Source organism: Nostoc sp. CCY0012, assembly GCF_963920855.1.
Lineage (GTDB): Bacteria > Cyanobacteriota > Cyanobacteriia > Cyanobacteriales > Nostocaceae > Cyanocohniella.
This window is the reverse complement of sequence record NZ_CAWUDM010000049.1, coordinates 1-18,978: the sequence shown is the minus strand read 5'-3', so window position 1 is coordinate 18,978 and position 18,978 is coordinate 1. Positions and strand designations below refer to the sequence as shown.

At 41.4% G+C, this 18,978-nt stretch carries 14 protein-coding genes and 1 pseudogene; 9 read left to right on the top strand and 6 right to left on the bottom strand.

Annotated features, from left to right (window positions below):
- Nucleotide 1: 1 nt before the first annotated feature.
- From ACM0OS_RS15705 to ACM0OS_RS15680, 6 genes are all read left to right on the top strand, one after another.
- Nucleotides 2–2,218: a peptidase domain-containing ABC transporter gene (locus ACM0OS_RS15705; RefSeq protein ID WP_414544125.1), complete on the top strand. Its 2,217-nt coding sequence runs from the start codon at nt 2–4 to the stop codon at nt 2,216–2,218.
- A 20-nt stretch (nt 2,219–2,238) separates the two neighbouring features.
- Nucleotides 2,239–3,723: an HlyD family efflux transporter periplasmic adaptor subunit gene (locus ACM0OS_RS15700; protein WP_414544124.1), complete on the top strand. Its 1,485-nt coding sequence runs from the start codon at nt 2,239–2,241 to the stop codon at nt 3,721–3,723.
- A 330-nt stretch (nt 3,724–4,053) separates the two neighbouring features.
- Nucleotides 4,054–4,221 (top strand): hypothetical protein, encoded by a 168-nt coding sequence (locus tag ACM0OS_RS15695; RefSeq protein WP_414544123.1) that lies wholly within the window; start codon nt 4,054–4,056, stop codon nt 4,219–4,221.
- Nucleotides 4,222–4,361: 140 nt separating this feature from the next.
- Nucleotides 4,362–7,280, top strand: a complete 2,919-nt coding sequence (locus ACM0OS_RS15690) for a filamentous hemagglutinin N-terminal domain-containing protein (protein ID WP_414544122.1) — start codon at nt 4,362–4,364, stop codon at nt 7,278–7,280.
- A gap of 155 nt (nt 7,281–7,435) precedes the next feature.
- Complete coding sequence (locus ACM0OS_RS15685; protein WP_414544121.1) at nt 7,436–9,787, top strand: CHASE2 domain-containing protein; 2,352 nt, start codon at nt 7,436–7,438, stop codon at nt 9,785–9,787.
- A 450-nt stretch (nt 9,788–10,237) separates the two neighbouring features.
- Entirely contained in the window at nt 10,238–11,071 is an 834-nt protein-coding gene (locus ACM0OS_RS15680) for a DUF928 domain-containing protein (RefSeq protein ID WP_414544120.1), read from the top strand.
- A 65-nt stretch (nt 11,072–11,136) separates the two neighbouring features.
- Here ACM0OS_RS15680 and ACM0OS_RS15675 read toward each other — a convergent pair.
- From ACM0OS_RS15675 to ACM0OS_RS15660, 4 genes and pseudogenes are all read right to left on the bottom strand, one after another.
- Nucleotides 11,137–11,280, bottom strand: a pseudogene (locus ACM0OS_RS15675) (ISAs1 family transposase); the annotation flags it as partial.
- Nucleotides 11,281–11,860: 580 nt separating this feature from the next.
- Nucleotides 11,861–12,412, bottom strand: a complete 552-nt coding sequence (locus ACM0OS_RS15670) for a hypothetical protein (protein ID WP_414544119.1) — start codon at nt 12,410–12,412, stop codon at nt 11,861–11,863.
- Nucleotides 12,413–12,721: 309 nt separating this feature from the next.
- The gene (locus tag ACM0OS_RS15665; RefSeq protein ID WP_414544118.1) at nt 12,722–13,645 is read right to left on the bottom strand and encodes a ParB/RepB/Spo0J family partition protein; all 924 of its coding nucleotides are present in this window, start codon (nt 13,643–13,645) and stop codon (nt 12,722–12,724) included.
- Nucleotides 13,645–14,400 carry a ParA family protein gene (locus ACM0OS_RS15660; RefSeq protein WP_414544117.1) on the bottom strand — a complete coding sequence of 252 codons (756 nt, stop codon included), beginning with the start codon at nt 14,398–14,400 and terminating at the stop codon, nt 13,645–13,647. Before ACM0OS_RS15660 ends, ACM0OS_RS15665 begins: the two co-directional genes overlap by 1 nt.
- Nucleotides 14,401–14,672: 272 nt before the next feature.
- On the opposite strand from ACM0OS_RS15660, the gene ACM0OS_RS15655 reads away from it, so the two are divergent.
- From ACM0OS_RS15655 to ACM0OS_RS15645, 3 genes are all read left to right on the top strand, one after another.
- Nucleotides 14,673–15,221 carry a hypothetical protein gene (locus ACM0OS_RS15655; protein ID WP_414544116.1) on the top strand — a complete coding sequence of 183 codons (549 nt, stop codon included), beginning with the start codon at nt 14,673–14,675 and terminating at the stop codon, nt 15,219–15,221.
- Nucleotides 15,222–15,602: 381 nt separating this feature from the next.
- Nucleotides 15,603–15,965 carry a type II toxin-antitoxin system RelE/ParE family toxin gene (locus tag ACM0OS_RS15650; protein WP_414544115.1) on the top strand — a complete coding sequence of 121 codons (363 nt, stop codon included), beginning with the start codon at nt 15,603–15,605 and terminating at the stop codon, nt 15,963–15,965.
- Complete coding sequence (locus ACM0OS_RS15645; RefSeq protein ID WP_414544114.1) at nt 15,962–16,255, top strand: helix-turn-helix domain-containing protein; 294 nt, start codon at nt 15,962–15,964, stop codon at nt 16,253–16,255. Before ACM0OS_RS15650 ends, ACM0OS_RS15645 begins: the two co-directional genes overlap by 4 nt.
- 263 nt (nt 16,256–16,518) lie before the next feature.
- Here ACM0OS_RS15645 and ACM0OS_RS15640 read toward each other — a convergent pair whose 3' ends face one another.
- Both ACM0OS_RS15640 and ACM0OS_RS15635 read right to left on the bottom strand, forming a co-directional pair.
- The gene (locus ACM0OS_RS15640) at nt 16,519–16,998 is read right to left on the bottom strand and encodes a hypothetical protein (protein WP_414544113.1); all 480 of its coding nucleotides are present in this window, start codon (nt 16,996–16,998) and stop codon (nt 16,519–16,521) included.
- Between the two features lie 170 nt (nt 16,999–17,168).
- Nucleotides 17,169–17,492, bottom strand: coding sequence for a hypothetical protein (locus ACM0OS_RS15635; protein ID WP_414544112.1), 324 nt, complete (start codon nt 17,490–17,492; stop codon nt 17,169–17,171).
- Between the last annotated feature and the right edge of the window lie 1,486 nt (nt 17,493–18,978).

Here is an 18,978-nt window from a genome sequence, read left to right as displayed (position 1 = left end):
CATGAAATACCAGCTTATTCAACAGTATAGTGAAGTAGACTGCGGAGCAGCTTGTTTAGCTTCTGTTAGCAAACATTATGGCAAAACCTTTAGCATTAGTCGCTGTCGGGAAGTTGTAGGTACAGGACAGCAAGGAAGCACCTTATTAGGATTGAAACAAGGAGCAGAAGCCCTTGGTTTCAATACACGAGCAGTAAAAGTCACTTTGGAGACTTTCAACGAAAAAACCCTTCCCTTACCAGCGATTATCCACTGGAAAGGTTATCACTGGGTAGTTTTGTACGGTAAACAGGGCAATAAATACGTCGTTGCTGATCCAGGTGCAGGTATCCGTTATCTAGAAAAAAAGTTGCTTCTAGAAGCATGGACAAATGGGGTTATGCTCCTATTAGAACCAGATCCAGTCCGCTTTTTTACTCAGGAAGATGAACAAGAGAAAATTGGCGGTTTTGGTCGCTTTGTGCGGCGTGTTGCCCCTTATCGTGGCATTCTGGGTCAAACTTTGTTGCTCAACTCGGTTTTAGGTCTACTTTCCCTCGCTTCTCCCTTCCTATTGCAAATTCTCACCGATGATGTGCTAGTGCGGGGAGATACCCAACTTCTGACTAGTGTTGCTATTGGTGTTATCGTTATGCACCTAGTCAGCAGCAGCCTACGACTAGCACAATCAAATCTTGTCGCTCACTTTGCTCAACGTCTGCAACTAGGACTAATTTTTGAATTTGGACGGCAAATCCTCCGCCTACCTTTAAGTTATTATGAATCCCGTCGCAGTGGCGAAATTGTCAGTCGTCTTGAAGATATTCAACAAATTAATCAGTTAATTTCTCAAGCTGTTGTGAGTCTGCCCAGCCAGCTTTTTATTGCCCTGGTTTCTTTAGGCTTCATGCTGTTTTACAGTATAAAACTCACAGTTTTGGCTGGTGCGATCGCTCTTTTAATGACGCTCTCCACAGTAGTTTTCTTGCCCACCTTACAACAAAAAATTCGCAGCGTTTTGGTCTTATCAGCCGAAAATCAAGGTGTTTTGGTGGAAACTTTCAAAGGTGCTATTACCTTAAAAACTACTACTGCTGCTCCACAATTCTGGGAAGAATTCCAAGGTCGATTTAGTCGCCTAGCTAACGTTACCTTCCGTACTATTCAAATTGGCATTGTTAACGGTGTCTTCTCAAATTTAATCTCTAACATCGGTAGTATTGCCTTGATCTGGTTCGGCAGCACCTTAGTAATTCGGCAGGAATTATCTATTGGGATGCTTCTGGCATTTAATAGCATGAATGGCAACTTTACCAGCTTTATTCAAACTACTATCGACTTTGTTGATGAATTTACACGTGCGAAAACTGCTACCCAACGGCTTACGGAAGTCATTGACGCGACCCCAGAAACTTTAGATAATCAGCAAAAGCCTTGGGTAAAAATTTCTAGCAACGCAGATATTACCTGTACCAATCTTAACTTCCATCATCCAGGCAGAGTGGAACTGCTGGAAGATTTCTCTCTAACTATTCCTGGCGGTCAGGTAATTGCCCTCATTGGCAAATCTGGCTGTGGTAAAAGTACCCTAGCTAAATTGATTGCAGGTTTATATCAACTCCAGTCTGGCAATATTCGCTTTGGCATTTATAACCTAGACGACCTGGCTTTAGATTGCTTCCGCCAACAAGTGGTTCTAGTTCCGCAAGACGCGCACTTTTGGAGTCGGTCGATTATGGAAAACTTCCGTTTAGGTTCGCCTAATATTAGCTTTGAACAGATTGTGCAAGCTTGCCAGATTGCTGGGGCTGACGAGTTTATCAGCAACCTCCCCGACAAATATCAAACGGTCTTAGGAGAATTTGGTGCAAATCTTTCTGGTGGACAACGGCAGAGATTAGCGATCGCCAGAGCAATTGTCAATAACCCACCTGTGCTAATTTTAGATGAATCTACTGGCGCACTCGACCCGGTTAGTGAAGCCGAAGTATTAACCCGGTTGTTAACTCACCGCCAAGGTCAAACCACGATTTTGATTAGCCACCGTCCCAAAGTTATCCAGCAAGCTGATTGGATTGTCATGCTGGAACAAGGGAAATTAAAAATTCAAGGTTCACCAGAGGTTCTGTGTCATCAAGCTGGGGAACATTTAGACTTTCTCGACGGGGTTGATTTATATTTGAGCAAAAATTCTTGCAACTGTCATCCAAATGCAATCTCTCCAAGCAGCATTCGCTAATCTCTACTAAGAAAACTGTCATGGTTAACCATATTAACGCCGACTCTCTACCCCTAGTTGAAAGCAATGAATTTCTCCCACCGATTGGTAATTGGGCGAGATTAGGCGGTCTGGTACTCGTCGGTGCTGTTGGGGTAGCGATCGCACTATCTTCTATTATTGAATATAAAGTAACCGTTAAAGGGCAAGCGAGTATCCGTCCCACAGGAGAATTGCGGCTTGTGCAAGCAGCGACGGAAGGACAGATAACAAACATCTTTTCTAAAGAAAATCAGGTAGTGAAAAAGGGAGACGTGCTAGCCACTATCGATGATTCCCGCCTGCAAACTCAAAAAAGTCAACTACAAAGTAACATCCAGCAGACACAACTGCAACTACTGCAAATCGATGCCCAAGTTAAAGCGCTGAATCATCAAATTCAAGCAGAAACAGAGCGAAAAAACCGTGCGGTTACTTCGGCTCAAGCCTCACTCAATCGCGCCCAACGCCATCATCGAGATCAGCAAATTACTGTGAAATCGGAAGTAGAAGAAGTCCAGGCGAACTTAAAAAGAGCGCAAAATGAATTATCTCAAGCACAGGTAGAGTTGCGTTCTGCTCGTGCTAACCTCCAGTCAACAGAGGCGGCGTTGAAAGCAGCTCAAGCCAAACGCGATCGCTATCAAAAGGTAGTTGAAGCGGGAGCTTTGTCTTTGAATCAATTAGAAGAAGTGCAGTTAGATGTTGCCCAACAACAACAAGCGGTTGAGGTGCGACAAGCTTCTGTAGAAGCACAACAACAAATTATTGCCCAGCATCAACAGGCTGTAGCCGCAGTCCAAGCAAGACTGCAACGAGTGCAAGCTGCACTTAATCCTAGTGATGCTGAAGTTGCGATCGCTAAACAAACTATTGCCCAAGAAAGTGCTAGCGGTCAAGCCACCCTCGCCACCCTCAACCGAGAATGGGAAGCTTTGTTTCAGCAGAGGATTCAAATAAAAAATCAAATCCAGCGTGACACCAGCGAACTACAACAAGTAGAAAGCGACCTCAGCCAAACCAAAATTACAGTCACCGAAGACGGGATTATCTCTCAACTCAACCTGCGAAACCCCGGTCAATCTGTGCGTCAGGGTGAGGAAATTGCTCAAATTGTCCCTAGCAATGCTCCTTTAGTCATCAAAGCCGCCGTCTCCCCTGATGATGTGAATAAGTTGGCAAAAGGTCAAAAAGTACAGATGCGGGTTTCTGCCTGTCCCTATCCCGACTATGGGACTCTTAAAGGTGTTGTCAACCAAATTTCTGAAGATACGATTAAATCTCAACAGAATCAGTCTAATCCTATACAAGGCGGCGCGAGTTCTGTTTACGAGGTATCGATTGTCCCAGAAAGCTTTTCATTTGGTAGAAACAACCATCAATGTACTATTCAACCAGGAATGCAGGGAAGAACTGATATTATTTCCCGCGAAGAAACAGTCCTGAAATTCCTGCTCAGAAAAGCTAGGTTAATCGCAGACTGGTAATATTGTGTTCAATTAAAGACTAGACATCTCCGTTTTCACTACATATTTACCACTCCCTAACGAACCTGAGTAAGTAGCTAAAATTTTAGCGCCCTATATTTTTTTTCATTAAGAGATCAAAAACCTTATGCAGAAATATGGTTGTTTGTGATTTAATACTTGATAAAGTAAATTATTTTAAAAAAAATTCAAAATTCCGTAAAAGTTTCTACTGAAGTTGAAGAATTAAATGTAAGCGTTTTCACTAAATTGTCAGTGCTATAAGCGGCTAATTATTACGCAAACTGCATCTGCTAGTAAAACACTGAAGAAACAAAAAAAAAGGTCAAGATGAAAGACAAACAGAACCATCTCAAGGATATCGACTTGTTCACTGAACTTACTCTTAGTGAGCAAGAACAAATCAATGGTGGGATAGGTGGCTTAGTAACTCCACCACCACCACCACCACCACCACCACCAGTTTCAAGCTTTGCTCCACAGTGGCCTGGAAGATAACTATAATCTTCACAGCGATCCTTTAAGAAATAAGTGAAATTTCTTAAAGTCAAAGCATATAACCAGCGCGGGCAACAAGCCCGCACTACATCATCTCAACATATAAGAGGATTGCTATTTTTATTTATAAAAAGTAAATTATGGCTTTAAGCGTGCGACATTGGTGCTGGAGATTAGGATTAGCTAGTTTTTTAGCCTTGATTGAGGTATGTGTTTTCTCTAAAGATTATGCGAGAAGCCAGATCAGTCCAGATGAAACCTTAACCACTGAGACTTCTATTCTGACACCCAATGTTAGTGTGGGCAACCTTCCTGCTGACCAGATAGATGGCGGAGCTAGGCGGGGAACCAACCTATTTCACAGTTTTCGGGAATTCAATGTTGCGGATGGACAGAGAGTATTTTTTAGTAATCCTCCCGGAATTGAAAACATTCTCAGCCGAGTTACCGGAACTGACCCCTCTCATATTCTCGGTATACTTGGAGTCAACGGTGTAGCTAATCTTTTTTTACTCAACCCTAATGGTATTATTTTTGGTTCTAATGCCAAACTCGACCTACGTGGTTCCTTTTTAGGAAGTACCGCCAGGAGCATCAAATTTACTGATGGTATAGAATTTAGCACTACTAACCCCTCTGCTCCTCCTTTGCTAACGCTCAATGTTCCCATTGGCTTACAGTACGGACAAGACGCAGGTAAGATTCTTGTGCAGGGGAAGGGGAACGAACTGAGTTTTGATGAGACTGGTGAGGTGCTTGAAGTTATTAAAACTGGTGGTCTCGCAGTGGAACAAGGGCAAACTTTGGCTCTGGCTGGCGGTGAGGTAGTGCTGGAAGGGGGAAGCTTAAGTGCAGAATCAGGGCAAGTTGAATTGTGGAGTGTGCAGGGAGAGAGCTTGCTGACTCTTACTCCAACAAACCCAGGCTGGGTATTGAGTGATGAAGGCATACAGAGCTTTCAAGATATCCGCCTTTCTCAAGCCTCTGCCATAGATACTAGTGGTTCGAGAGGTGGCAAGATTAATATACAGGGACGGCGAGTGGTACTACATGATGGTTCGTTTATTGTGTCTCTCACTCAGGACAAGGAAATTGGAGAAACTGTAACCATCGGAGCTTCAGAGTCCATAGAAGCAAGCCGCACAAGCCCAAGTGGCCAACCCAGCGGTTTATTGACCGAGACAACGGGTGCAGGAACTGCCGGTAACGTGGTGATTAATACAGGTAAGTTATTTCTCCGCGACGGGGCGCAAGTATCATCTAGTACTTTTAGCCAAGGTAACGGGGGAAAGGTTACTGTGAATGCCTCACAGTTAGTTGAGGCGAAGGGAATCGCTCAAAGTGGTAACTTGTCCAGTGGTCTATTTGCTATCAGTTTTAGTACTGGTAAGGGCGGTACTGTAGAGGTCAACACAGGAAAACTGGTTGTACGAGAAGGGGCACAGATTAGCGCTGCTACTTTTAATCTTGGAGAGGGTGGAGACGTTTTAGTTAATACAACTGAAACAGTAGAAGCACAGGGAGTTACTCAAACAGGTATTCCAAGCGGTTTGTTTGCCGGTACTTTAGGTACTGGTGAAGGTGGCAGTGTCGAGGTCAAAACTAAAAGGCTGATTCTCCAAGATGGGGCACAAATTAGCTCCACTACTTTTGGTCAAGGTCAGGCAGGAAACGTCTTAATTAATGCTTCCGAGTCAGTAGAAGCAAGAGGAATTGCTCAACTTAGTGATTCGATACGTACTAGTGGCTTATTTGCTACTAGTCGGATTAGTAATGGTAAAGGCGGCACTGTGTCGGTCATCACAGGAAGGCTCATAGTAGAAAATGGAGCGCAAATTTCAGCTACTACTTTTGCTGATGGTGATGGTGGAAATATTAATATTCGAGCCTCTGAGATCCAATTAACTGGCACTGCTGATAATGGCAATCCCAGCATTGTATTTGCTACTACTCGCGGTGAGGGCGACGGAGGCGAAATTACAATTGATACGGCTCGATTAATTGTCCAAGAAGGAGCGCAATTAGGGGCTGGGACTTTTAGTAGCGGACAAGGTGGAAATGTTTTTATCAACGCTACTGATTCAGTTGAACTAGTTGGTACAGTTCCACAGGTTCCCGATGGACAGTTTTTTCGAGATCAGTCGGGCCAGCAGTTTCCTAGCGGTTTGTTTACTAGCTCCCAAGATATCGGTATTGCGGGAAAATTGAGGATTGAAACCCAGAAGTTAACGTTGCGAAATGGAGCCGAAATTGGCGTAAGCAATCAGGGAGGAGGAGATGCTGGTAATTTAGAAGTGACAACTCGCAACTTGTCATTAGAAAATCAAGCGGTTCTCTCAGCCACAACTACATCAGGTCAGGGCGGAAATATTATCCTCCAAATTGACGAGCTGTTGTTATTACGCCGCAATAGTCAAATCTCGACTACCGCAGGTATTGATGGGGCTGGTGGAGACGGTGGTAACATCACGATTGATGCACCTGATGGTTTTATCGTCGCCACCCCTAATCAAAATAATGATATTGTGGCTAATGCTTTTCAAGGGCAAGGTGGCAATATCAACATCAATGCTCGAAGTATTTTTAATCTGGAACAACGCCCATCACTACCACCAAATAATACCAACGACATTGATGCTAGTTCCCAATTTGGCTTAACGGGTACAGTTACAATTGATACACCTGATATAGATCCTAGTCGCGGTTTGGTAGAGTTGCCTGAAAATTTCACAAATGCGTCACAACAAATTGTTTCTAGTTGTAACCCCGGAAGTTCTGCTAGACGTAGTTCTTTCACCGTTATAGGACGGGGAGGAATTGCTCGCAGTCCCTTAGAACCGTTTCAAAGTGAGGTATCCACAGGACGATGGATAACATTAGATGCAGTCGATGCTGATCAAAATAGTAATGTAATCAATGAAAGTCTACCATCTCCCCCGCCAAAAATAGTCGAGGCGCAAGGATGGATTATCGATGAAAACGGTAATGTATCTCTAGTAGCTCAAGTACCGAATACTACCCCTCATGGTTTGTCTATATCTAGTAGTACTTGCTCCTAAGTAAAAAGGGAATTCTTCATGCGGTGAGACTCAATTTTTTACAAACTATTTCAACAATTTCCTAATTTACTGCATATACCCTGACAACAGTCGTACAAAGTAGTGTAACCTTTCGTACTAAAGTAAGTTACATTGCCATATTTGGGGTACTAACATTGGGCAAGTTAGTGATATTAAAGTTAGGCACAGGAAGTTTTGAGGTGGGATTTCCTGTCACACTGCAAATTGGTGATGAGAATGTCAGACCAATTGTAGAAATTACTGGCGAACTACCACCAAACCCAGAAATTCCCCTTTTTTACCATAAATGGCAGTCTATCTACTGTAATCTCAAATTTCCTGGTCGACCCATTGGCATCCCCAAGCAATCATCACAAATCTCTTCCTTAGAAGATTGTGAACAAGCTGCTATTAATTTGAGATTTCACCTAAATACCTGGCTATCATCCCCTACTTTTCGCCCTATTCGCGAAAAATGGCTGGAAAAGCTGGTACCAGAAGATCATATCCGCGTACTACTACAAACAAATGATCTGAGATTACAAAAACTGCCTTGGCATTTGTGGGATTTGCTCGAACGCTATCCCAAAGCTGAAATCGCTCTAAGTGCGCCGAATTATGAACAAGTAAAACGCAAGTCACTACCTCAATCGCAGGTAAAGGTTTTAGCAATTTTGGGTAATAGTCAGGGAATTGATATCCAAACAGACAGTCAGGTTTTGAAAGAATTGCCTCATACCAATACTACCTTTTTGGTAGAGCCATCAAGTAAAGACTTCACTGACCAGCTATGGGAACAAGACTGGCAGATTTTGTTCTTCGCCGGACATAGTGCTACTGAAGGAAGCGGTGATGCTGGCAGAATTTATATTAATCAAACAGAAAGCTTGACAATTAATCAATTAAAGTATGCCTTGCGGAAAGCAGTAGAAAGAGGTTTACATCTGGCAATTTTTAATTCCTGTGATGGTTTGGGTTTGGCGCGAGAGTTTGCAGATTTGCAGATACCTCAAATCATCGTCATGCGAGAACCTGTTCCTGATAGGGTGGCGCAAGCATTCCTGAAGTATTTTTTAGAAGCCTTTGCTCGTGGTGAATCTTTATACATAGCAGTCAGAGAAGCGCGGGAACGCTTACAAGGACTAGAAACTCAATTTCCCTGTGCTACTTGGTTACCTGTGATTTATCAAAATCCAGCTACGATGCCTCTACTGTGGCGAGAATTATACCTGAACCAAAATAATCAACAAATAACAACCGTACCCAAAAACCCAACTAGGGCAGGTTTCAACCTGCGACAAGCTTTATCTGCTGTCATGCTTACTAGCATAGTCACAACAGCATTGTTAATGGGAGTGCGGTACTTTGGTGTACTGCAATCATGGGAGTTAATGGCGTTTGATCACCTGCTCCGTCTGCGTCCCCAGGAAAAGCCAGATTCACGCATACTAGTAATTGAAATTACAGAAGAAGATGTACAAGCTCAATCTTCCAATAGGCGGGGGTCTTTATCAGATGAGGCTTTGGATCAGTTATTAGCAAAATTGGAGATGTATCAACCACGAGTAATTGGGTTGGACATATACCGAGATTATGCTGTACAGCCAGCTTATCCAAAGTTAGCAAAACGTATGCAAACAAGCGATCGCTTTGTGGCAGTATGTCAAGTAAGTAACCCTCAAACTGGCAAACCAGGTATCAAACCACCACCAGAAGTTGCTCCTGATGCTCTCGGTTTTAGTGATATTGTCATCGATGAAGATCGTGTAGTCCGCCGTCATCTGTTAGCATTAACTCCTCCTCCTTCCTCTCCCTGTACTGCACCTTATGCTTTAAATGTGCAGTTAGCTCTACGTTATTTATATGCTGAAGGCATTAAGTTACAATATACGCCTGATGAAGCATGGCAACTAGGTAAGCTAAAATTTCAACCCATTGAAGCCCATACCGGGGGCTACCAAGGTGTTGACGCGTTAGGACACCAAATATTACTTAATTATCGCTCCTTTCCTAACTTAGAAGCGATCGCACCCCGCATGACCTTACAACAAGCACTGACTGGTCAACTACAAGCTGATGCAGTCAAAGACCGAATAGTTTTAATTGGCACAACAGCCGAAAGCTTTCGTGATTATTCATTGACTCCCTACGCTTCCTCACAAGGTAAGCCGCAGGAAATAGCAGGAGTTTGTTTACAAGCACAGATGGTGAGTCAGTTGTTGAGTGCGGCTTTGGATGGGCGACCTCTGTTATGGACTTGGAATGTCTGGGGCGAAGTGATTTGGATTTGGGGTTGGGCTGTCACAGGGGGGGTACTTGCTACTTATCTGCGAAGACCCATTTATTTAGGCTGGGCAGTGGGTTTGGCATTTCTGAGTTTATACGGTATTTGCCTGATATTATTAATACTATATAGTTGTTGGAGTCCCTTAATACCTGCGGCGATCGCTTTAGGAGGTAGTGCTGTTATCTTAGTAGCAGTGATCAAGCCTATCAAAAAATTATAAAAATATCTTTTTGCTTGACAAAGAATTATGAAAAACTTTCAATTAACTATAGCCTTGGGGATAGCGTTAACCAGTAACATATTCTACCCTCTTCAACTCAATACGTTACTGGTTAAGAAGGGACTTGCCTTAGTTAAATTTATTCCACCACCGCCACCACCAGACCGAAGTGCAGCTGATTCTAGAAGTGGAGCTGCAAGCCGCTTAACTTGTTCAATACCTTCACCAATTTATAAGGATGTGTTGATGTATTAACGCCTTGTTCTCTAAGGCTTGACAAAAACAATAAATCCTAAATATTCTTCATTATACAGTTGTTGGGTTCCTTTCGTCGTACCTGCGGCGATCGCTTTAGGAGGCAGTGCTGTCATCTTAGTAGCAGTGATGAAGCGGATCAACCAAGCATAAAAATTCAGAACCTTTTTCCTAGCTTTGAATATAAAAATAACTATGAAAAACCATAAGCGAAATCTACAATTAACCCTAGTCTTAGGGGTAATATTAATTAGTTACATCTCCTATCCTCTTAAACTTCAGGCTTTACCAGTTAATCCCCTTTCAACCTCAGTCAAATTTATCCCACCACCACCACCACCCGACAGAAGTGCAGCTGGTTCTAGAAGTGGGGCTGCTAGTCGTGGGTGCGACGCAGGTAATCAGACAGTAACAGCTCTTGTACCGACCTATCAACAAACTCTTAATCAAGGTAAGCAAGAGGTTGTTCCTATCACTAAAGTTTGGGGTTTAACAAACACTGAACGTCCTTACTTCTTCTTTTTTGTTCCTTACAATGCCTCATCTATTGACAACATAGAGTTTGTTTTGCAAGAACAAACCAATAACAACAGTAAAACGATATATCGTACAGATATAACACCACCAGAATCACCAGGAATTATTAGCATTCATTTACCTGTAAATGAAGTCTCTTTATTACAAATAGGAAAAATGTATCACTGGTTTTTTAAGGTACGGGTGCAATGTGATCCAAAACAACCTCTGAAACTAGATTATGTAAATGGTTGGGTGCAAAGAATTCACCAAAATTCTCAATTAACAGAACAACTCCAACAAGCAACACCTCTACAACAAGTTACGCTTTATGCCACCAATGGAGTTTGGTACGATGCGATCATGAGTTTGGCAGAATTACGTCTTACCAATCCCCAAAATGAGAATTTACTAGCAAAGTGGACAACTTTACTCCATTCAGTTGGGTTAAAAGAAATAGCTAATCAACCACTGATTAATTGTTGTAAACCCCGTTTGAATAATACTAATTAAGGGAATTGTAAAGAATAAATTCTTCCAAGAACACTGGTTTGAAACCCAGGGTTAGAGCATCTCAATTAGGCTTGACATAAGGAATTAGAAGAATCTAATGTAGAGTCAAGAAAACAACAACTGAGAAACCGAAGCATATAATTGTTATCCATAGCAGTGCGTTTCATTTTTTGACGGAGACTACGTTTGTAAGACTGTTCACGGTTAAGGGTAGCCGCCGAGGTATGTGCAAAATGGGACATCCTTGTAAACAAATGTTATGAAACGTCCTTTAGTAATTTACCAACTTGCCCAAACATGGTATGAAGGCATTCAAATTTTTGCACACTAAAATTAACTCTTTGCGCTATTCAGTCCCTCAAACTTGCCCGTTAATGACCTTTTTAGGGAATGTCTTCGCAAGAGAGGATACGCTCAATTCGGTATTGAAATAACGTAAAATCAAGGTTTTTCAAGCATCTGCGTTACAAAACTTTACAACGTGTCCCATTTTGCACATACCTCGGCGGCTACCCTAAAAAGAGACATGATTTAGGTATGTCTCAAAAAGCATAGTTTCTGAGACACGTTGGGGAGAAAAGCAAAGCTTACAAGGATTTGAAGGTAATCATGCCAAACCTCGTTTTTGCTATTCCCCCTTTTCGAGGGGACATACAAAAAACCCCTGACTGTAGTCGCCCCAATCACCGAAAATGGGACATTTGCTCAAGCGCGACCATTTTTTCCCCTCGGCTATACAAAGGCGAACTTGACGATACTTCTTGAGCGATAGGCGTTCACACTCGCAGTTTATGGTATGGCTGGAAAGGCAAAGTCGATACCGCTAAATGCCGGGTTCTGTGAGGTGTTAGTTCTCTGCATAGTTACCAAGAATGAGTAAAGTCTGTTTGAGCCTACATCATGGTTGAGATTGACAAACTGAGTTCTATTATTTGCGTTGTTAAATACATTAGAACTCCATGTGCTGCCTACTCCATTCAAGCCAGCGGCGTCGCGATAGACGAGGCGCGTAGTGATCTCAGACCCAGTTCCAATTCCGTCAGTATCTCGATAATAGACCCGGTATGCTGAGATATCGTTGTCGTTTGTCATATCGGAGACTGTATTGGCGTTAATTGGCAGTGGACAGTAAAAGATTACTGTTCCAGTAGCAGATCCAGTGAAAACATAAGCCCCATTCGAGAGCGCAACTTTTGCATCATCAACGTTATTTTGCGGGCGGCAGGCACTAGCGGGGATAGTTGTGGCTAAAACATCCCGGTCATTGGCTAAAACAGGACTAGAAATGGCAAAAGACGCAGCAATGGTGGTGAAAGCCATGAAGTATTTTGAGAGCAACATGAAAACTCCTTTTAAGTGTTACTTGTGACTAACTATTGAGTGTATGTTCTGGGTTGTGAATTCCCTCACTCACTGCATACGACAGTCAAAATGTTTTATGCACTATCCGCTTTTTACCGTGTACACCGGACAGTACCTGTGAGAGTAAATGAGTCCGTCCACGGGAGCATCCCAATTTTGCAAAAATAAAAGAATCCAAATTATTCGCGATGCAAACTCGCGAATAATCTGGAAATTCAGTCTTGTGGTTCTTCTGACTCTTGCTCAGATCCAGAACTAATGTCTAGCAGGGAGCAACGCCAGATCAGCCTAGATTTCTGATGTGAGTTTTTCTAACTCATCCAGAAGTTTCAATATCCGCGTTCTATTCTTCTGAACATTCACTCCTTTATTTTTTTGTAGTCGCTTGCTAATCTCAACTAATCTTTTAGCTAAAACTTTATCTTGTGTTGTTTCTGTTTCAGGTGTCAGTTCTTTGATTTTCGTCTTGATTTCGCTCAAAGATAAATTTTCAGCAATAGCTATCTTCAGTAATTCAGAACGTTGCTGTTCTGACTTTATTCGTGCAATTACTTGGGCTTTAGTGTACTCAATCTCGCCGCGCCTCAACACCGAAAGGATATCTTCAGGAAGATTTAGCAAAGGAAGTCTGCTAGAGCGGAATGTTCCAGCATTGAACCGTCCTACTTGAGACAATACTGTTTCAATCTGTTCAAGTTGAATCAGAACGTTCTGATTCAATTCAATACCTCTTTGTTTAGCGTTGAAAGACTGGTGCAAGATGGATACAACTTCACTCGGTTCTATTTCTAACGAAAACGACAAAATTTCTAGCACTGCCTCAGTTTCTTCCACTGGATTAAGGTCTTCCCGTTGTAAGTTCTCCATTAAAGCTACTTGGAGAGCTTGTTTGTCATCTAAATCATGAGAGACAATCGGTATTTCAACTAATCCAACCTCACGCGCAGCCCGTAACCGTCGTTCACCAGCTACCAGCTCATACTCCCCATCATGCAGTGGACGAACCAGCACGGGTTCCAAAATGCCATGTTCTCTGACTGACTGCACTAATTGGGCCAACTTCTCCGGGTCGAAGTAGCGACGTGGTTGTTTGAGCGGTAATCGAATCTTTTCAATTGGGGCTGTAGTAGATGATGAGTTAGAAGAGCTACTAAGGTAGGCATCAACGGTATTGAGCTTTGGTGCTACTCGATTAGATTTTCTTGTTGGCATTAAACTTCCTCCAGTTTCTGAGCAATGGCTTCAAGGATTTGCACAGATGGGTGTTTTGGATCATAAACCGCCAGTGGCTGTCTTGCCATCGAAGCATCAGCAAAGCTAATTGTTCTAGGAATAGCTGGAAAAATTGGAGCTATAGGACTCAGTTGTTCATTGATGCCATCAAGAATAACTTTCCCTTGGCTAGTACGGCTTTCGTGCATCATAGGCACTACCCCAGCAATCGCCAGACCAGGATTAATACGTTCTCTTACTTGGCGAATAGAATCTAGTAGTAGTTCTACACCTAAAAAAGCTTTAAAGTGGGTTTGAATTGGTACAAGTACATGAGTAGAAGCTACCAAGCTCAAAATACTGAAAATTCCCAATGTGGGGGGGCAATCAATCAGTACAAAGTCATAACTGTCTTGCACAGTTAATAATGTTTGCTTTAGTCTCCATTCACGAGCTATTACGGAATGAAGTTGTACCTCAATGGCACTTAAAAGAATGTTGCTAGGAACTAAGTCTACATCGTGTAAATTCTTGTGGAGCGGTAATGGAGCATCTTTTAATAACGAATCAGCTATGGTTTGCTTCAACTCGAACGGTTCTAAACCCATGAAAGCAGTCAGTGATGCTTGAGGATCAATATCCACTAGCAAAACTCGATGTCTCCGTTGAGCCAACTGATAACCCAAATTCTGCGTTAGGGTGGTTTTACCAGTTCCACCAGCTTGATTAAAAAAAGAAATAATCTTAAGGGACACAGCGTTCACTGATGAAGCAACTAGAGTTAGTTTAGCTTAAGCTATTGCTACTGATAACTGTCTAGAATGTCACAATACTTACATACTTAGTAGTGAAGCAGATCAATAATTGTTTGAATCATAGCAAACAGTATTGAATATACGGCTTTGTCCAAATAAGAAAGTCGCTTTACAAAAAGCGAGAATGTAAAAAAGAATGGACTAGCACAGGGTAAACAACGTTGGCAATGTCGGGACGGCAGCAAAAACTGGCTTAATGAGTACGATTGAACATGAATAGATTAACCCTAGCCAAACTCAAAAAAATTGCAGCAGAGAAAGGATACGAAGTCCGATTTGATAGGGGCTGCTACAAAATTTTTCAAAAAGTTGCTGATTTCGATTCTTTGTGGGATGCTGAGGAGTTTTTTGCCCAAAACAGACTACCGCCACCACTACCATCACCACCTCCAGCACCCAAAATACTTAGACCACACAACACAATCGACATTTCATTACTTAGTTCTGGAAAATACCAAATCAGGGTACTTGATGAAATTATTAACCAAGGCTACCCGGATTTAGATGGTAAAAAATATCTAGATGTTCTGAAAACGGTAGAGATATCGAAAATACTTGATTCCTACCCATTATCTGTAGGCATGAAGTTATCTATAGCTATCCCTTTCAATTCTTCAGAGTCTTGGTTTTTGAATTTTGAGATTGTTAGTTTGGCCATTCAATCGCTAAAAAATGGTAATTACTTATTTGTCATTTTGCAACCAATACCACGTCTAACATCATCCGATCACTATTTGAGTATCTACACATATCGACAGTGAGGTTTTGTGTGCTTAGAACCTTGTTTATTGAATTTAGCAGCAGTAAGCAAAAATTAAGTAATGGTAGTCCCTACTGGCTTCAAAGCTATATATGTCAACAATTACAGTCGCCAGTGCTGTTAACTGTTCTTGCCCGGTCGCGGCTGGTTGCTGAATTTGATATGAAATAATCTATGTTATTTGCTGATTTCATCACTTCAAGTCTAGAAATTAATTACTGAAAATATCAAAGTATTCTTTTACACAAAGTTATTACTCTAGACATTTCGTACCAAAAAAGGTACATTAGGAGTAATATCAAATAAATCTGATTGTGCTTCACTCTGTAAAAGCACATATCTTTGCTTTGAAGTGTTAAGTATTTTCAGAAATTTGGTATAGATGACCGAAGAACAAAACCAAAAACGAGTCCCCGCACGATTTTATCAAAATGAAAATGGTACAGAACCAGTTCGTGAGTGGTTAAAGGAACTAGATAAACAAGAACGAAAATTAATTGGTGCTGATATCAAGACAGTTGAGTTTGGATGGCCAATCGGGATGCCTACATGCCGTCCAATAGGTAATGGTTTGTTTGAAGTCAGAACGGATTTACCTAACGGACGGATTGCTCGTGTTTTGTTTTGCTTCTTTGGGGGCGAAATGATACTTCTACATGGATTTATCAAAAAGACGCAAAAAACACCAACAAAGGAATTAAATATAGCATTAAAACGCAAGGGAAATTTGGAGGCACAAGGATGAAAAAAAATCCTCACATTGGTTCATCTCTTGATGACCTTTTGGAAGAAGAAGGGACTCTTGAAGAAATTAACTTGATTGCTACAAAACGAGTCATTGCATGGCAAATTAGCGAAGCCATGAATAAAAGAAATTTGAATAAGGCAGCAATGGCTCAAAAGATGGGAACAAGCAGATCCTCTCTAGATCGGTTGTTAGACCCAAATAACACATCCGTTACCTTAGACACTATTGACCGTGCAGCCAAGGCCGTAGGTAAAAGGATACATTTTGAATTAATTGATATAACTTAATTCCAAATTCTTGTTAAGTAACTACACAAAAAGAATAAAAGTGACTTATCTCGGAATTTTTAGCCTGAAAGTAACAATCAGGGGCATTACACATAATTAGGAATTTGTGTAATTGGCAGTTGAAAGTGCTTCTAACTCAGCCATAAGGTATTGACTGAGTTAGAAATTATATTGTTCGCGCCGCCCCTGTATCTTTGAACATCTGTCAACGATTTTTCATCTGAAGAAGGCGGTTTTCCTATTTCTTGCCACTAAAGTTGCGTTTATCTGTCTTCATTGAGGTACTTAAGCAGAGTTTCAATTTGGTGAACAGAATAAACATTAATCGGGAGCATGGGAGTATCAGAGCCACCAAGGAGAGCTATTACTCGATGAGTATTGTAGTCTATACTTTTGAGCTTTTGTATCAGGCGTAAGCCCAGAATTGGAGTATTACACCGGGATTTGATAAAAGTTTCAATGTCGGAGCGGAATGTAACTTCGACACCGACCCCACCGGAAAACTTTAGAGCTTCAGAGAAAATAATTCCTGGCTCAACTATAGTTTGAGCTTTTGTCAAGGCGATGAAAAAGGTGGATTTAAAATCATCAGGCATCCTATGCAGTTGACATTTTGTGGTTGCCAATGCTTCATCACTGACATACCCAAGGCTAATTTCTGAAGGTATGGGGCATTTTTCTAAATTAACTCCTGAACCGTAGACATCACCCAAAAGCTGTTTTCTGCGTTTAGCTTCTCCCATACCTCATCCCCTGTTACTACCATGAGTGTCTAACTAGAATACTAGCCAATGCTGCAAAGTCCAAAGCCCGATCAATTTACAACCCAAAACTCAAACTAAACCTGGGAAGCCCCCAACAACCCCACACCAAACACGAGCGCAGTGAAGGAGTAGGGTTTTTTCGTATGTAGTCATGAAGAAACGCCTGCTTCATCAGCCGCCGCCACCTCTGGTTTAACTTCCTTCGGTTTTTTTTCAAAAAGTTGGATTCCTGCATCAACTATCTCAAAGCCGTTTTCTGTTCGTTGACCAAGCTTCCCCGATATAGCCCCAGCCCAATCTGCAAACTCGTTCGCATTGGTTTCCGCCTTGCGCCAACTTTTTGCATTTATCAAAGCGGTGAAAACTACTTCGTTCTGGTCAGTCAGCGACACCTCAACTTTCTTATTCGCTGCTGGTGTGGCTGTTGGTAGTTCGCCGCTAAATTTTATTGTGACCTCACTTTTTACCTGCATAGCTTGCCCCTGGATTCATTAACGACTCAAATTTGTTGCTCCTGATTTTATCAGGCTGAAGGTTGACAACTATATATATGTAGTCAATTCAATATCTCGGCACTTTCTCCATTTTAATCTCCCGCCGAAGCACTAAAGACGGACGAGAATCTGTCCTCAACATGGCGATGCTAGACTACTTCCTTTCCTCAATTCAGGATGAGAAAAAATAATATTATAATTCTCGATTGAAATTACATTTGTAAATCTAAAAAATCTTACTACAATCTCCACTAACAACATAGATTTTAAAGACTTTTTCAGTACAAAATTTGTCAAATTAAATACCATATTACATTTAGCAGACATTTTGTATCTAAATTAGTGATTCTGGTGCAATATGTCTGCTGTTTTGCATAATGACACTTACTTGCACACCTTTTTAGCCTGCCTATAGTTGTCTCTAGCCAGCTTAATAGTTGCCAAAATATGACAATTCAGTGCAAAATGTCTGCTAATTTGCACATCAAAAAAGAGCGAAAATTGCTGTTTAATATATATGCAGACTGGGTTTTAGCCATTATTTCTCAAATTACCACTGTCATTAAACTCAAAATTATTGAGAATATAATAATACATTCATGCTGCAAAAGTAATTCAAAAATCTGCTCAAAAATTATTCTGTAGGTGTTGATAATACAATTGGTTACAAAATATTTGAAAATAGCTTAATCATTATCATTAAACTAGGCTTATTGATAACAAAATAGCCTACAACCCTTGTCATCGCGTTATATTGGCTAGTAGTTAGCCAGTAGTCAAACCAGCCTAATTAATAGAAACGTAAAGTAAAGATTGACCCATTCAAAAGTTTTTCTTCTGTCGTCATCTGCTAATCATCAAATAGTATTAACATCTGAAAAATTTTTCTCCCTGAGCGTCTGTAAATGGAGAATTAATCAGTTATTTTGATATGCTTATGAGAGAAAGTTCTTTGTCAAGCTGTGGCACGGACAGTAGTAGCATTAGCTCATGAATCTTATGTGCAATTCAACTGTTCCATACTTATTATGGAATGAAGATTTTCTGGCGATATTTTAGCCCCACCTCATCCCGACTCAGCTATAAGACTAGTTTACCATTTAAGACATCACAACTAAACTAAATATATAACTGAGGACTCATGGCAGGTTTAGTAATTTTGCGGGGAGTGAAGCTGAAAACCTTTAGCAATATTAGTGGTAGTGAAGCCCATACTGCCAGATTACAATAAACCATCAATACTGACCCACAAAAAATAAATCTTAGATTAATTGGGGATAGCGATCGCCCTTTGGAGGAAATTGTCAAACTTAAAAAGACTCTGTTACTTTTTGGGTTCATGGCAAGGAAAAACTGGCAAGTTATCTATATCGATAGAAATCCAGATAATCCAGATGAAGGGTGGGGATGTAGGGTGTTGACTTTGAGAGCTTAAGGGTGGTAGCTTCTCAGGCAAGAACTATGT